15 protein-coding genes are annotated in these 14,341 nt (G+C 65.6%); 3 read left to right on the forward strand and 12 right to left on the reverse strand.

The genetic code is table 11. From position 1 onward, the window contains the following. Positions 1-356 precede the first annotated feature (356 nt). Both flgM and ABWO17_RS06890 read right to left on the reverse strand, forming a co-directional pair. A complete protein-coding gene (gene flgM / locus ABWO17_RS06885) occupies positions 357-668 on the reverse strand; it encodes a flagellar biosynthesis anti-sigma factor FlgM (protein WP_353116956.1) in 312 nt (103 codons plus the stop codon). A gap of 46 nt (positions 669-714) precedes the next feature. After that, on the reverse strand, positions 715-1,131 hold the full coding sequence (locus ABWO17_RS06890) for a DVU0524 family FlgM-associated protein (RefSeq protein ID WP_353116958.1): 417 nt from the start codon (positions 1,129-1,131) through the stop codon (positions 715-717). Between the two features lie 473 nt (positions 1,132-1,604). Here ABWO17_RS06890 and ABWO17_RS06895 point away from each other — a divergent pair, with 473 nt between their 5' ends. Continuing rightward, a complete protein-coding gene (locus ABWO17_RS06895) occupies positions 1,605-2,270 on the forward strand; it encodes a Maf family nucleotide pyrophosphatase (RefSeq protein ID WP_353116960.1) in 666 nt (221 codons plus the stop codon). Positions 2,271-2,348: 78 nt separating this feature from the next. Further along, complete coding sequence (locus tag ABWO17_RS06900; protein ID WP_353116962.1) at positions 2,349-2,873, forward strand: phosphatidylglycerophosphatase A family protein; 525 nt, start codon at positions 2,349-2,351, stop codon at positions 2,871-2,873. A 354-nt stretch (positions 2,874-3,227) separates the two neighbouring features. On the opposite strand, the gene ABWO17_RS06905 is transcribed toward ABWO17_RS06900, so the two are convergent. From ABWO17_RS06905 to hmcA, 10 genes are all read right to left on the reverse strand, one after another. Next, entirely contained in the window at positions 3,228-3,956 is a 729-nt protein-coding gene (locus ABWO17_RS06905; protein ID WP_353116964.1) for a LysE family translocator, read from the reverse strand. A gap of 471 nt (positions 3,957-4,427) precedes the next feature. Further along, positions 4,428-4,823: a response regulator gene (locus tag ABWO17_RS06910; protein WP_353116966.1), complete on the reverse strand. Its 396-nt coding sequence runs from the start codon at positions 4,821-4,823 to the stop codon at positions 4,428-4,430. Between the two features lie 166 nt (positions 4,824-4,989). Beyond that, the gene (locus ABWO17_RS06915; RefSeq protein WP_353116967.1) at positions 4,990-5,442 is read right to left on the reverse strand and encodes an Rrf2 family transcriptional regulator; all 453 of its coding nucleotides are present in this window, start codon (positions 5,440-5,442) and stop codon (positions 4,990-4,992) included. Between the two features lie 185 nt (positions 5,443-5,627). Then, positions 5,628-6,014, reverse strand: coding sequence for a response regulator (locus ABWO17_RS06920; RefSeq protein ID WP_353116969.1), 387 nt, complete (start codon positions 6,012-6,014; stop codon positions 5,628-5,630). Between the two features lie 179 nt (positions 6,015-6,193). Continuing rightward, positions 6,194-7,585, reverse strand: coding sequence for a sulfate respiration complex iron-sulfur protein HmcF (gene hmcF / locus ABWO17_RS06925; protein ID WP_353116970.1), 1,392 nt, complete (start codon positions 7,583-7,585; stop codon positions 6,194-6,196). A gap of 52 nt (positions 7,586-7,637) precedes the next feature. Then, positions 7,638-8,318, reverse strand: coding sequence for a sulfate respiration complex protein HmcE (gene hmcE, locus ABWO17_RS06930; RefSeq protein ID WP_353116972.1), 681 nt, complete (start codon positions 8,316-8,318; stop codon positions 7,638-7,640). Positions 8,319-8,541: 223 nt separating this feature from the next. Further along, a complete protein-coding gene (gene hmcD / locus ABWO17_RS06935; protein ID WP_015946222.1) occupies positions 8,542-8,679 on the reverse strand; it encodes a sulfate respiration complex protein HmcD in 138 nt (45 codons plus the stop codon). 19 nt (positions 8,680-8,698) lie between these two features. After that, on the reverse strand, positions 8,699-9,865 hold the full coding sequence (gene hmcC, locus ABWO17_RS06940; RefSeq protein ID WP_353116974.1) for a sulfate respiration complex protein HmcC: 1,167 nt from the start codon (positions 9,863-9,865) through the stop codon (positions 8,699-8,701). Between the two features lies 1 nt (position 9,866). Further along, positions 9,867-10,985 (reverse strand): sulfate respiration complex iron-sulfur protein HmcB, encoded by a 1,119-nt coding sequence (hmcB, locus tag ABWO17_RS06945; RefSeq protein ID WP_353116976.1) that lies wholly within the window; start codon positions 10,983-10,985, stop codon positions 9,867-9,869. 21 nt (positions 10,986-11,006) lie between these two features. Continuing rightward, a complete protein-coding gene (gene hmcA / locus ABWO17_RS06950; protein ID WP_353116978.1) occupies positions 11,007-12,677 on the reverse strand; it encodes a sulfate respiration complex hexadecaheme cytochrome HmcA in 1,671 nt (556 codons plus the stop codon). A 787-nt stretch (positions 12,678-13,464) separates the two neighbouring features. On the opposite strand from hmcA, the gene ABWO17_RS06955 reads away from it, so the two are divergent. Next, a complete protein-coding gene (locus ABWO17_RS06955; RefSeq protein WP_502914883.1) occupies positions 13,465-14,313 on the forward strand; it encodes a sugar phosphate isomerase/epimerase family protein in 849 nt (282 codons plus the stop codon). Positions 14,314-14,341: the final 28 nt, after the last annotated feature.

Consider the following 14,341-nt stretch of genomic DNA (forward strand, 5'->3'; position numbering starts at 1 on the left):
GTTCCCTGCGGCACCTTGCGCGTGCTTTCGGGCGGGGAACACAACGCGACAAGGCGGAACCGTCCGAAGACGACTCCGCCTCATCGTAGCATTCAAAGGCCGTGCGGCCTCGCACGGCCGGAAAGGCCGAACGACTGGTCCGTTGGATACCGTTGGATACCGTTGGACATCTTGGACAGCGCTGGACGGGGGCGGGCATGCATCCCTGCCCAGCTACCCTTCGCGGGTTTCCCCGATTGGGCGCAACTGGCGCAACTGGGGCAACTGGCGCAATCGACGCACAACCGGTCAGCGACTGCCGCACCCCGCGCAACGCAGGGCGGAAACAGGGGCTGGAGCAGGTCCGCCCGCTGCCGCTAGCCGAACAGGTCCTGCTCTTCCTTGAGCAGCTTTTCGGCCACGGTGCGCGAGTCCACCTGATACTCGCCGGATTCCACCTTGCTCTTCAGCGCGTCCACCTTTTCCTGACGCACGTCGGGTGCGGCAAGGGCGGCGGAATACGCTTCCGTGCGCAGCTTCGCCTCGTCGGAAAGGCTTACGCGGTCGCCCTGCGCAGAGGACGCTGCGTCGCTTTCCTTGCGGGCGGCGGTGCGCTTGGTCTGGAGCTCGGACTGTTCCAGCTTGGTCCTGTACGGATCCAGATTCTTGAGATAGTTCTTGATTTCCATGGTTACCTCCCCGGGGGAGCATACCGTTTACCGGAACGTGGACCGCCTAGAGCATGGTATCGTCCACCGTTTCGAGAGCAATGTGCCATAGCCGGTCCAGGATTCCCGCCTTCTCCGCTGGCGCTACCTCGACGGGGCCTTCCGGCCCGGCGCGGAACACCTGAATGTCCAGCTGCGTCGGAGGATACGTGAAGGTGAGCGTTTCTCCCAATTCCTGTTCCAGCTTCTGCCGAATCTCTCGTACGACGGGGTTGTCACTTCCCGCAAGCAGAAGATTTTCCATGATCTCTCGAGCCACCCGTTCCACCATGAATCTTCGCTTTACCTCGGGAGGAATGGCGCTTTCCTCCTCGCCCGACGCGAGACGCATGGCCTGCCGGTAGCGGGCCAGCCTGCGCGCGGTTACAAGCTGCTTGTCGTAATGAAGCAGCATGTTGCGAAGGTAAAACGAGTTCGTGGTCACGGTAGTCTCCCCTCGTATCGCCTATCGGCTACCCTGAGGGAAAACTTTAGGGGGCGGACGCATTTTTTCCGAAAAAAAATTCCGGCCAATGCGAAGAGGGAAGACCCGCCCATGCACTCACACCTCCTATCGGCGGCTGGCGCCGAAACATTAGGTGCTTTTGCGGTGTGACTGCATTCTTTCGGAGCAGGTAGGGAATACCCCCACCATGCATTGGGTGTCTTGCATGCATGTGGGGGGTCATGACTGCACTGTCGCATGGTAATGCGGGCACATGCATGCGGTACGGCTGTGAGTATGGCGTACTTGCGCCCGGCGTCGCCATGGGGCATGACACGCAAGGCGCGCCGCGCGCCACCCCCATTGGGGCCCCCATCGGGGTGCCTGGACCTTCCGGGTACGGCAGTTTTCCGGATTGGGGAATTTGCCGGGACAGGGCGTGGCCGTAACGTTCTTTTGGGAGCCGCAACCGCATGACCGATGTTTCCACGCAGGTGCCGCCGTGTCCGGCGGATTTCGCAGAACCGGCCGCGCCCGCAGGTCCCTTCCGGGCTGTGCTGCCCGTGGTGCTGGCCTCCGGCTCGCCCCGCCGCCGCGAGTTCCTGCATTCCCTCGGGCTGTCGTTCGAGGTGTACGGCAACGGCGCGGCCGAGCCCGATCCGCTGCCCGGTGAGCCACCGGCGGACTACGCATGTCGCGCGGCGGCGGCCAAGGCCGCCTCGGTGGCCGCGTTGCGCCCCGGCGGTGTGATTGTCGCGGCGGATACGGTGGTGGCCCTGCACGGCGAGATCATGGGCAAGCCGCGCGACCGCGCGGACGCCGTGCGCATGCTTTCCCGGCTGGCCGGGCATACCCACGAGGTGGTCAGCGCCTGTTGCGTGGCCCTGCCGGACGGCACCCGCGAAACCTTCCACGCCGCCACCCGCGTGACCATGTGGGATGCGCCCCCCGCCGCCCTTGCCGCCTATGCCGCCACGGGGGAACCCGACGACAAGGCCGGGGCCTACGGCATCCAGGGGGTGGGCGCGTTTCTTGTGGAATCCATCGACGGTTCATGGAGCAACGTGGTGGGGCTGCCGGTGGCGGAACTGGTCCGGTTGCTGCTGCGCCATGGGATCATCGAACCGGCAGGCAGCTGATGTGCGACAGGCGCTGCACCTGTGACGCGCACCGGCCATGTCCGGGAGCGCCTGACTGGAAGACTACGGAGTACACGCATGCACGCAACGCACGACAACGGGCCTGAACGCTGCACCCCCCCGCACGCACCGCAAGGTGTGGACAGACTGGCGCTGGAAGTGGCGAGGGTATGGTATGCGGGGCGCAGTCCCGTGGCCCCCGGTACCGTGGGCTCTGCCGTGGCCGCCCTGCTGGCACCCTGGCTGTTTCTGCCATTGCCGCCGGGGTGGCGCGTGGTGGTGCTGCTGGCGGTGTTTTGCGGCGGGGCCTGGGCTGCGGGCCGAGCGGCGCGGGTGCTGGGCCGGTGCGACCCCGGCAGCGTGGTCATCGACGAGGTGGTCGGGCAGTGGACGGCCATGCTGCCCTTTGCCACGCTGTCGCCGCTGGGTGTGCTGGCGGCCTTCGTGCTGTTCCGGGTGTTCGACATCCTGAAGCCCGGTCCGGTGGGGGCTTCCGAATCGTGGCTGGACGGCGGGCCGGGCATCATGATCGACGACGTGGTGGCCGGGGTCTGCGCGGCGGCGGTGCTGGCCGTGCTGCTGTGGCTGGGCCTGCCGGTCTGACGGCGAGGGGCGAAGCACAGCGAAGCCGGGCGGCATGGCCGGGTGGATCAGGAATGGTCTGGTGCCAGTGCCGGCGGGCTTGCCCGCCAAAGCACGGAAAATCTGACGGGCGTCACCGTGCGGTACGACGGCCCGCGCATCCGGAACCACCGGCTGCGCGGGCCGTTGTGCGTTGGTTGTGCCGTGTGCCGCGCGACCCGGTTTCATGCGACCTGGTTTCGCGCGGCCTGATCCGGGCGGCCCAGTTTTGCGCGATATGGTTCGCGCGGCATAGCCCAGGCGACATGGTTCGGGCGCTTTGATCCGGGCGGTCAGCCGCTCACAGGAGGCGCGCATGGCCGGTCTGCCAGCGGGTCAACCTCGTTCGGCCAGTGCCAGCCGTACGCCCAGGAACAGGAGCAGCGCGCCAAGACAGCGGTCGCCCCACCGGGCAAATCGGCCCCCCAGCGCCCCGGCTTGAAAGATGCTGCCCAGCCGGGCGGCGCCCCAGGCCACCAGCAGGTTCACCAGCGTGCCGTTGACGGTGAAGATGCACCCCAGCACCAGAAAGGCCAGGGGGGACGGGGGGGTACCCGCGCCGCCGCCATCCACGAACTGCGGCAGAAAGGCCAGAAAGAACAGCGCCACCTTCGGGTTCAGGGCGTTGGTCAGGAAGCCCTGCGCGAATACGGCGCGCAGGGGTGTCGGAGGGGGCTGGTCGGCGGAGGTTGCGTGCCGGGCACGCTCGCTCCGGGGCGCCGCGTTGCGGGCGGCGGTTTCCGCCGTACCCTTGCGGGCCAGCAGCATGGCGGCGCCCATGTACAGCAGGTAGGCCGCGCCCAGCAGCTTCACCACCGTGAAGGCCGTGGCCGATGTGGCCAGCACGGCGGACAGCCCGAAGGCCGCTGCCGCGATGTGCACGGAGCAGCCCGCACCGATGCCCAGGGCCGCCGCCACCCCGGCGCGCAGGCCGCTCGTGCCATACGCGCCACAGGTGCCACAGTTGGTAGACCGGGCGATGATGTACAGCATGTCCGGGCCGGGGGTGATGTTCAGCAACAGGCCCGAACCCACGAACAACCAGATGTCGTGTATGCCGTACATGGCGGTCCTCCGATGTTTTTGCCTTCATGCATCTCGGATGCGGCGTGCGTCAATCAGGGGGGCGTCAATCCGCCACCCGTCAATCCGTGGCGGGGCAACGCAGACGCATGGTGGTGCATTTTTGCCTTGTGGAAAATGTTACTTCTCAATGCAACATACTTGAATATAGAATAAAAGTAGCTTCATGAGGTGTGCGTTCAACGCGTGTGGGCGCAGTGCGAGCGATTCGAAATGCGCTTCAGGCAAAACGAAACGCACACAGTGTGCATAACCGTGTGCGCATCTTGTGTAACATCTCGAAATATGAACAATATCTGCGGGGATGCAGGGGCTCCGCCTTCGGACGCGGAAAAACCCGCGCGGCAGGGCCGGGCGGGGCATGTCGAGGTCGGTGTGGCGTGTTGCCGGGATGGGGGGGGCTGCGGGGCGGGAGGTTTGCCGGATGGTGGAACGGAAGGGCGGGCAGCCGGGCTATTCCGCCCGGATCAGCCCCAAGGTGCGCAGCTCAGCCAGCAGGCGGCCGAAGTCCAGCGGCTTTACCAGATAGGCGGAAATGTGCCCCTGCTCGAAGGCACGCAGGGCGATGGTGATGTCGGTGACGGCGGTGGTGACCAGCACGGGCACGCGGGGCAGACCGCGTTCGGTTTCCACGGTGCGGATGCGTTCCAGCACGGTCAGGCCGCTTTCGCCGGGCAGCATCAGGTCCAGCAGCACCACGTCGAAGGGGGCGTCGTCTTCCAGCGCCTGCAGGTAGGTCGAGAACGATGCTTCCGCGTCGTCCGCGCAGACGGTATCGAAGTGCGGGGTCAGCGTCAGGTGCAGCACGCGGGCGCTGAGGGCATCGTCTTCAACTATGAGAGCTCGCATGGGGCCTCCGGGCGGCGCGCAGTCTGCGCAACGCACGCCGTGCACGGGCGCGTTGCAGGATAACCCATGCAATGTAACGCGGAACGCCCCGGAAATGGAAGGATGATTTTGCGATGGCCCATGCGAGGGCGCACTGCAAACGGCGTCAGTGGAGACTGGGGGAGCCCTAATCCTGGGCGTGAGGCGAGATGTGGCAGGCGTTCTTGGGGCACAGGCTGGCGTCGCGCATCAGGTCGGCCAGGGTGAAGCTGTTGAGCTTCTTGTACATGGCGCGCGAGGCCTCGTCCCAGATGGTGCGCGTCAGGCACACGGCCATGCGCGGGCAGCAGGGGTTTTCTTCGTCGCAGGTGTAGGGGGCCAGCGATTCTTCCAGCGCGAACACCACGTCGCCCACGGGAATTTCCGTGGCGGGCTGGGTAAGCTGGTAGCCGCCGTGCGCACCCAGCGTGCTGCGGATGTAGCCCGCCTTGCGCAGTGCCCGGATAAGCTTTTCCAGGTACTTGACGGAAATGCCCTGCCGCTTGGCGATATCGCGGATGGACACGGGGGCTTCCGCTCCGTGCATGGCGATGTCGAGCAGCATGCGGGTGCCGTAGCGGCTGCGGGTGGTCAGTTTCATGCGTATGCCGTGTGGTTTGCGGCGGTGCCCGGTCGCCGGGTCGCTGCTCGTTTCATGCCGGGGCGTTGCCTGCCTGTCTGGCGATGAGCCTGTCTGCAATGTGTCTGTACGGTTGCCCGGCTACGGTCAGGCTCTCCCGCCGCGTGCCCGGTTGCCCGTTCGCCGGGAGCGTGGTTGTCCGCCCGCTATTCTCCCAAGGCGCGCCGCACGATGCCCAGCATCAGGTCGGGGTCGAACGGCTTGTCCACGGTGCCTACGGCGTTGGGCACCATCAGGTGCAACCCGCCAAGACCGGTCACCAGCACCACGGGTATGTGCGCGCCGCCGGGCAGGTCCATCAGTTCGCGGTACACGCGCGGCCCCCACTGGCGGGGCATTTCCAGGTCCAGCGTGACCAGGTCGGGCCGTCTGGCGCGCGCCATTTCCACGGCGTCGGGACCTTCGGTGGCGGCGTCGGCCCGGTAACCGCTGGTTCTGAACAACGATACGAGGTAGGCGGCGATGTCCGGGTCGTCTTCTACCACCAGAATGGCCTTGGCCGGGGTGTTCCGGGCCTGGGTGGCGTTGACCATGCGTCGCTCCGGGCCTCCGTTTGCGGGCCGCGCCGGGGCGCCTGTGCCATCGTGCGAGGGGGATGGGGGCGTTCCGGCGGCCGGGCGGGGGGTGGCTCTCCCCGCCCGGCGGCCATGCAGTGGCGTGCGCGGTGCGGGCCTTGCCGTAATGTCGTGCAAGGCCCGCGCCACGGCGCGTTCTATTCGTCTTCTTCCTGCGGCTTCAGGTGCTCGGGCACGATGACCATGCTGATGAGCAGCGGCTTCAGGAACGACCAGCGGATGCCGATCTCGTATTCTTCCTCAAGGTCGCGGATGGCGTCCCAGCAGTTGTGGCAGGGCGCCACCACCAGCTTGCAGCCGGTGGCCAGGATCTGGTCGCGCTTGGTTTTCAGCGCCACGTTGCGCTGGTGGCGGTAACGGCCAATGCCGTTGAACCCGCCCCCACCGCCGCAGCAGTAGTTGTGTTCGCGGTTGGGAGCCATTTCGTGGAAGTCTTCCGCGATGTAGCTCATGATGATGCGGGTGTGCTTGGCAAGGCCGTGGTTGCGCACGTAGTTGCAGGAATCCTGCAAGGTCACGGGTTCCTTGATGCGCTTTTCCGGGTCGATCTTCAGCTTGCCGGTGGTCAGCGCCTCGGACACCCATTCCACGTAGTGCAGGAAGGGCACCGGGGTCTGGCCGCTGGGCAGGCCGGCCCAGTAGGGGCCTTCGATGACCGTGGCGCGGTGCGCGTGGCCGCATTCGGTGCCGACGACGCGCTTGGGCCGCAGCTTTTCCACGGCGGCGTACACGCGCTCCACCTGCATCTTGCAGCCCGCCCAGTCACCGGCGAACATGGTCAGCGAGGTCTGTTCCCAGCCTTCGCTGGGCACGGTCCAGTTCTCGCCCGCCAGGTGGAACAGGATGGCGGCCTCGGCCAGGTCTTCAGGATAGTGCTTGGGTTCGCGGGCGTTCAGCACGTACATGGTATCCGCGTCTTCCTTGTCGACGGGGATTTCCAGGCCCGGCCATTCTTCCTGCTGTTCCTCGGCCATCCATTCGCAGGTTTCCACCCAGTCTTCGGTGGTCACGTCCATCTGCGCGCCGTACACGCGGTGCATGCCGGAGCCGATCTTCAGTTCCCACGGCACGAAGCCCTGGGAGAACAGCAGGCCGCGCAGGTAGCTGAACATGACGCCCATGTCGATGCCGTGGGGGCAGTACATGCCGCAACGGTTGCAGCAGGTGCACTGCGACCACGCCACTTCCATGGTGTGCATCATGAACGCGGTGTCCACCGCGCCCTTCTTGCGTACGATCTCGCCGAGGGTGGACTGGATCTTGTAGGCGGGCACCTGCTTGGGGTCGCGGTCGTTGACCCGGTACAGGAAGCAGCTGTCCGCACACATGCCGCAGTGGGCACAGATTTCCAGCCAGGTCTTGGTGCGCGACTGCAAGGTTTTCTGCAGGGTGGCCTTGAGGGCCTCCACATCAACCTCCAGCTCCGCCATTTCCTTGTAGTATTGTGCACCGCCCTTGTCGCCGAGCAGGGCCTTGAGGTCCGCTTCGGTGTTGACAGGGCGTCTGTTGCAGAACGTTCCTTCAGGCATGGGATGCTCCTTTCGTGTCCGTCACACGCAGATCATGGAACGGCCGGTGCCGCTACCAGGGGAAGGCCGCCCCGCGGCTGTAGCCGCCGCGCTTGATGGCGTAGTCCATGCCGATCTGGCCGCGCGACATGAAGAACAGCACGATGTGGGACAGCTTGGTGAACGGGGCCACGATGAGCAGCAGTTCGCCCGTGATGATGTGGGCGAGCAGCCACGTTTCGTAGTTGGCCACGTGCAGCCGGGCCACGAGGCCGGTGACGAACGGCGCCGCCGAAACGGCGAGGATGAACCAGTCGTAGGCGGTGGTGAGGATGCGCACCTCGGTGAGGGCGATGCGCCGCAGCGCTATCATCACTAGGCCGATGATGGCGGCCACGGTCAGCGCGTCGGCGATGCCCATGGGCAGTACCGGCAGGCTGAAGCCGAGCCGCTCGGCCAGGATGATGTTATGCCCGGCAAGGAACAGCGGCACCAGCACCGCGCCGATGTGGAACAGGAAGAAGGCCACTGCGAAGTAGGGCTGTTCGCGCCAGCTTTGCGTGCCGAACGGCAGCATCCACTTCAGGGCGGAATGGATGCCGCCCTTCAGGCCGTGCGCCAGGTGCGGGCCGTAGGCCACGCGGTCGAGCTGCCAGCTCAGGCCGCGCACATACCAGACCACGCGTGCCGCAAGGCCGCCGAAGAAGACCAGCAGCGCCACCCACAGCATGGGACCGGTGAGGAATGCGTACATGGTTTGCTCCTATGGCAGGCCATGTTTACAGGTGGATCTTTCGTCCGTTGGCGGCGTCAGGCTGCGCCTACCATCGCTTTGCTGTCATTATCCGTAAGGTTCGCTCAGCTCACCTAACGGCTAAGGCTCGGTCAAATACCATAAGAGTATACTCCCTCATGGCAGGCTTGCTTTCCTTGCCAACGAACGAAATCTCTCACTGTAAACACGCCCTGGTCACTGCTTAGTATTTGCGGATCTTCTTGTCGCGCCCGGTAAGGAACAGCCAGTAGCACACAAAGCCCACCAGTGTGGCACCCATCAGCAGATAGGTGATGTTCTTGGTGTGCAGCATGAATTCATGCAGGGTATGGATTTCCATAGCGTGCTCCTTGGCGGCCCTAGTGGGCGTCCTTGTAGTCGGGATGCTCGTACAGGACCGGCATGCGCGTGGCGATGAACCGGTAGACCGTGATGATGAGCGTCACGATGAACACCGAAACGCCGATCTCCATCCAGTGCGGGAAGTAGCGGTCGGCGGCGGGCAGGTTCCAGTTGAAGGCGACGAGCGAGACGTTGAAGCGGTTCATCACGATGCCGAGCACCGCGTTGATGGACGCGATGCGCACCAAGGTGACGTTCTTCTCGCGCACGCCAAGGGCGTACAGGAACGAGGGCAGCGCCACGAAACCGAACATCTCGACCAGGAACCAGGCCCCGTAGCCGGTGCCCAGGTAGGCCCAGTCGTTGTCCATGGCGATGTCCATGGTCTTGATGAAGAAGTACCCGGCAAGCACGAACGAGGCAGCCTTGCCGAAGCCAAAGATCACGCCTTCGGCCTCCTTCAGGTGGGTTTCGTCCATCTTGTGGTGCAGCCCGGCGTGGGCCAGGGTGCCTTCGAAGATGACCATGGAAAGGCCCGCCACCATGGACGAGATGAAGAAGAACACCGGCAGGAAGCTGGAGTACCACAGGGGGTGCAGCTTGCCGGGGGCGATCAGGAACAGCGCGCCCAGCGAGGACTGGTGCAGGGTGGACAGCACCACGCCGAAGATGGTCAGCATGATGGTCAGCTTGACGATGACGTTGCGCAGCTTGCGCAGGCCCAGCCATTCCAGCGCCGCCGGGGACCATTCCACGAACAGCACGGTAAGGTAGGTGGCCACGCACAGGCCCACTTCGAACAGCAGCGAGGTGGTGCCCTGCGAGAGCACCAGCGGGTAGGGCAGGCGCAGCGGATGCCCGAGGTCATAGTGCAGCGCCACGACCACGAAGAAGTAGCCGAGGAACGCGGTGGTGATGGCCGGGCGCACCGCAGAGTGGTAGCGCTTCATCCCGAACAGGTAGCACGAGGCCGAGGTGACGTAGCCGCCGGCGGCCAGGGCCACGCCGCACAGCAGGTCGAACCCGATCCAGATGCCCCACGGGTTGTTGTCGGACAGGTTGGTGACGGCCCCGATGCCCTGGGTGAAGCGGATGAAGGTGATCACCGCGCCCACGGCCAGGATGATGCCCGTGATGATGTTGCCGGGCGTGAACAGGCCGCTCTTGGTGTTGGCGTCATGCATGTTATGCATCCTCCTTGCCTTCGCCGTCGTCGCCACTTTCGGCGCTCTGGCCTTCGGCACGCAGGGCGGCGAACTTCTCTTCGAAGGCCTGCTCCGCCTGTTCGATGGCCTTCTTGACCTCGCGGGTCACGGCGGCGTCCTTCTCCTTGGCCGCCTTGGCCAGGGCGGTATCCATGGCCTTGGTCGCCTCGGTCTTGGCCTTGTCCAGCGCGGCCTGCACGGCTTCTTCGCGCTCTTCGGCCGCAACCTTTTCCTTGCGCTTGGAGATGGCGTAGGCCCCGGTCAGCAGCACTGGCCAGATGCCCACCACCATGGGCACGGAGCCCAAGGCCCCCGCCGTGTATTCCGGCGCGGACTTGGTGCCCATTTCCTGCTGGCCCACGGCCTCGAAGGGCACGCCAGCCAGATACATCCACGCGGTGCCGCCCATTTCCAGTTCACCGTAGACGTGGTCCTGGTAACGGCCGGGGTTGCTGCGGATGCGGTCGTGGGCGATGCGCACGAGGTCCTCGCGCTTGCCGAAGGTCAGGGCCTCCTTGGGGCAGGCCTCGACACAGCCGGGCAGCTTGCCTTCCTGGATGCGCGGGTGGCACATGGTGCACTTCTGGATCAGCGGGTCGAAGGCTTCGTCGTACTGGAAGGCGGGCACGTTGAACGGGCACGCGACCATGCAGTAGCGACAGCCCACGCACAGGCTGCCGTCGTAGGTGACGGAGCCGTCGGGGTTCTTGGTGAAGGCCTTGACGAAGCAGGCCGAGGCGCAGGCGGGTTCCAGGCAGTGGTTGCACTGCTGCTTGCGGAACACCGGATGGTCCAGGCCGGCCACGTTGTACTTGTTGACCACCGTCCAGTTGTTCGCGTCCGTGCGGCGCGATTTTTCAAGCACCGTCAGGTCGTCGAACTTCACCTTGGGCGCGGGCAGCTTGTTCACCTCGTTGCAGCCCTGCTCGCACTTGCGGCAGCCGATGCAGCGGGTGGTGTCGTGCAGCACCCCGTAACTGTCCTTGTATCCCTTGAAGCTCTGGTTGCCCGCCGCGACGGCCTTTTTCGCGCCTACAGCGCTCATGGCCGTGGAAACACCGGCGGTGCCCAGCAGGGTCAGGAATCTTCTCCTGTTCATGGATAACTCCTTACCGGTTTCCTATTTCGCGCGTTCCTTGTGACACTCGGCGCAGGCCGTATCCGCGGGCTTTTCCAGCTTCATGCGGTTGTGGCAGCCCATGCACTGCTGGTGGTAGGCAGCCTTCAGGCCGGGGCGGTCGCCCTTGGCGGCGTCGAAGGGCTGGCCATGGCAGCTGGCGCACTTAGGCGGCGTCTTGCTGAGGGGGCTGTTGTGATGGCAGCCCGCGCACACGGTGGCCTTGTCGGTGTGGAACGTGGCGGCCAGCTTGTCGTCGCCGATGGCGGCCATCAGGGTGTTGACGATCTTGCGGTGCGGCAGCTTCGAGGGTTCGTACTTGTCGGACAGCACGCCGATGGTCACGAACTCGGGGATGTCGTCGACGGACAGGGTGCCCTTGGTGGTGCGGCGGGCGGCCAGGGTGGCGGCGGCCACGTCGGCGCGCTGCTCCTTGGTTGCCTTCAGCAGGCCACCGTCGGCCACGGCCTTGGCGTCCATGCCCACCGGGTCGGCGTGGCACACCGCGCAGGCGGCTTCGGGCTGGGGCTTGGCACCGGTCTTCATGAAGCCGTGGCAGCCCGCGCAGGACGGAGCCTGCACCTTCTGGTTGTGGCAGCCCACGCAGCTCTTCATGGAATCGGGCTGGTGCATGGCCTTCTCGATCTGCACGAAGTTGCCGTCCTTCACGCCTTCCAGCGTGTGGCAGGTGGTGCAGTTGTCGATCTTCACGTGGTGGCAGGCGCGGCAGGTGTTGCTGGCCGCTTCGTGCACCTTGTGGTTGAAGGCCACGGGCTTCATGGAACCCTTCATGCCCTTGGGCGCATCCTTGGCACCGGGGCCCACTACGGGCAGGACCATGGCGGCATCGGGCTGGCCGCGTTCCAGGCGGGGCACGTCGCGCACCACCTTGAACTTGGCCTGCATGGCCGGGTCGTGGCAGCCCGCGCAGGAAACCGGGCCGCTATCGGCCTTGGCCGGGGCGGCGGCAACACTGCGGTGGCAGGTGATGCACTGGGTGTGCGCGGCTTCGCGCAGCGAAGGCTTCTTTTCCACGCGCGCATCGCCGTGGCAGGCGCGGCAGGAGTCTTCCTTGTTCTTGCCCCAGGAAAGCTTCTTGGCGGCTTCGTCGTACACGTGGTGACAGGCGCCGCAGTTCTTCTGCGGGTCGTTCACCGGCGCGATGGCCTTGGAGGCCACGTGGCGGTAGTGCAGCGACTTGTCGAGTCCGATCTGCTTCCACGAAGAGGCCATGGGCTTCGGGTTGTGGCACGAGCGGCATTCGCCGTCCTGCGGCCCGGTCTTCTTGCCCGCCTTGGCCTGCTCGGTGTGACAGCCGATACAGTTGGCGTGGTAGATATTCTTCAGGTCGGCGGCAGTGGTGTCCTCAAGGCGCATGAACTTGAGCGACATCTTGCCCTTGTCGTCATTCTTGTGGCAGGTGGCGCATTCCTTGCCGGGCGCGGCGGCCTTGGCCACGGCCTCGGAATGCCGATCGTGCGGGAAGGTGACCTTCGGCAACTCCAGGTCGCCGAATTTCGCCATGACGCCGATTTCCACCAGGTCGGCGCGCTGCTCGCCGGTGGAGCCGGGAAGGGGCTTCGTCGTGCCCCGCGCATCCAGTCCGAAGACCGTGACCGCAGCCACGGCGACCAGAGCTCCCGCCCATCGCAGCAGTGATTTCGCGTTCATCATAGTGGCAGTCCTTTGAAATGAGTGAAACGCTTCCTCTGACAACCCTCAGTCGGCGTGCCGCCAGCCGGTTCCCTGCGGCTTGCGCGGCGGCACGTTCGGACAGAGCCCTGCCACGAAACGGAACCGCGCCGATGCCCCCCATGCCGGGGCACCCGCGTGTGGTCCGAATCGTGGTTCCTCCCTGTGGCGTACGCGCTATCCTGGCGTGTGTCCTGTTATTCCGCATTGTTGCGGGCATCGTCAGAGGCACTCGCCGGGGTTTTTCCGGTCGTTGGCGTCGGCCGGAAGGCGCGCGAATACCCTACTTCTAGGGTATGGAATAATTCCTACCGGAGGGGTATGCGATTATCAAGGGTGCGTCAAGCACATTCTGCGGAAAATCGGGGTTGTCCGAAGGCTTTGAGGGTGCGTTGTTACTTGCTAAAATAACTGATTAAAATCGCGTCTGTAAGCGGTTGCAAACTGGCCTGTTTCAGTCCGGATTAAGGCGGTACGGGGCGTGAGGGGGACAGGGTGTTTTTGCGGATGCGCGGCGCAACAGGTCGACAGCGCGAAAAAAGAAGCAGGAGGTATGGAAACCGAGACAGGCCGCGCGAAAACGGGTTCCGGATGCCCAAAAAATGGGGTTCGGCTGCCCGGAACGGCAGATGGTGGGCGCAAAACAGGGCAGGGGCATTTTTTCGGCGGGCCGGTGGTGGCGTCCAGCGGCTTCCGCTCCGGCCCGGTCCCGCGATGCGTGGTTGGCCCCGTGCGGGCGCTGTGCTACACGCCCCCCATGCACACCTTCGTGAATCTTCCCCTCAGCTGGGTCGCGGGCGACCCCGCGTGGCTCAACCGTTTCGTGGCCGACGGGCTGGCCCCGGAACTGGGCATCGACACTTTCGCCGTACAGGAGTTGTCCGAGGACTGGCACCGCGACATCGCGCGCCGTCTGGCCGATGCCGGGCTGCCCTGCGCGGTGCACCTGCCGTTCTTCGACCTGCACCCCGGCAGCCTCAACAATTCCGTGCTGACCGCCAGCCGCGACACCCTGCGCCGCGCGGCGGAACTGGCCACCCTGTACGCCCCCCGCCACATGGTGGGGCATGCCGCCTTCGACCACAGCCAGCATGATGCGGCATTGGATGCGTGGCTGGAACGGGCCTGCGGCACCTGGGCGGCGGTGCTGGGCGCGTGCGACGCCCCCGTGCACATCGAAAATACCCACGAGCGCGACCCCGAGCCGGTGGCCGCGCTGGTCGATGCCCTGGTCCTCCAGTTCGGCGCCCGCGCGGGCATCTGCTTCGACGCCGGGCACTGGCACAGCTTCGCGCGGGGCGCGCAGCGGCGCGACATGCGGCGCTGGCTGGATGCCTTCGCCCCGCGCCTGGCGCACCTGCACCTACACGACAACGACGGCAGCGACGACCAGCACCTGGGCCTGGGCACCGGGACCATTCCGCTGGACGACCTGTTTGGCGGTCTCATCGCGCGCGGGCTGCACCCCACCGCCACCCTGGAGCCGCACGACGAGGCGTCCTTTGCCGTGTCCCGCGCCTGGCTGGCCGCGCGCAAGCACTACGCGGGCGTGCTGACGCCCCCGAACGCGCCCGTCGCAGCGCCCGCAGCCACTTCTGCGGACGCTTCGGGCGCGTGACGCGCGACGATCCTTCCGGTTCTCCACC

It is taken from the genome of Nitratidesulfovibrio sp. (genome assembly GCF_040373385.1).
GTDB lineage: Bacteria > Desulfobacterota > Desulfovibrionia > Desulfovibrionales > Desulfovibrionaceae > Cupidesulfovibrio.

Coding starts and splice junctions, on each gene's coding strand:
- ABWO17_RS06915 (WP_353116967.1), bottom strand. CDS start 5,442: ATGAAACTGACCACCCGCAGCCGCTACGGCACCCGCATGCTGCTCGAC.
- ABWO17_RS06900 (WP_353116962.1), top strand. CDS start 2,349: ATGCACGCAACGCACGACAACGGGCCTGAACGCTGCACCCCCCCGCAC.
- hmcD (WP_015946222.1), bottom strand. CDS start 8,679: ATGGAAATCCATACCCTGCATGAATTCATGCTGCACACCAAGAACATC.
- ABWO17_RS06895 (WP_353116960.1), top strand. CDS start 1,605: ATGACCGATGTTTCCACGCAGGTGCCGCCGTGTCCGGCGGATTTCGCA.
- hmcA (WP_353116978.1), bottom strand. CDS start 12,677: ATGATGAACGCGAAATCACTGCTGCGATGGGCGGGAGCTCTGGTCGCC.
- ABWO17_RS06920 (WP_353116969.1), bottom strand. CDS start 6,014: ATGGTCAACGCCACCCAGGCCCGGAACACCCCGGCCAAGGCCATTCTG.
- hmcF (WP_353116970.1), bottom strand. CDS start 7,585: ATGCCTGAAGGAACGTTCTGCAACAGACGCCCTGTCAACACCGAAGCG.
- flgM (WP_353116956.1), bottom strand. CDS start 668: ATGGAAATCAAGAACTATCTCAAGAATCTGGATCCGTACAGGACCAAG.
- ABWO17_RS06905 (WP_353116964.1), bottom strand. CDS start 3,956: ATGTACGGCATACACGACATCTGGTTGTTCGTGGGTTCGGGCCTGTTG.
- hmcC (WP_353116974.1), bottom strand. CDS start 9,865: ATGCATGACGCCAACACCAAGAGCGGCCTGTTCACGCCCGGCAACATC.
- ABWO17_RS06910 (WP_353116966.1), bottom strand. CDS start 4,823: ATGCGAGCTCTCATAGTTGAAGACGATGCCCTCAGCGCCCGCGTGCTG.
- hmcE (WP_353116972.1), bottom strand. CDS start 8,318: ATGTACGCATTCCTCACCGGTCCCATGCTGTGGGTGGCGCTGCTGGTC.
- hmcB (WP_353116976.1), bottom strand. CDS start 10,985: ATGAACAGGAGAAGATTCCTGACCCTGCTGGGCACCGCCGGTGTTTCC.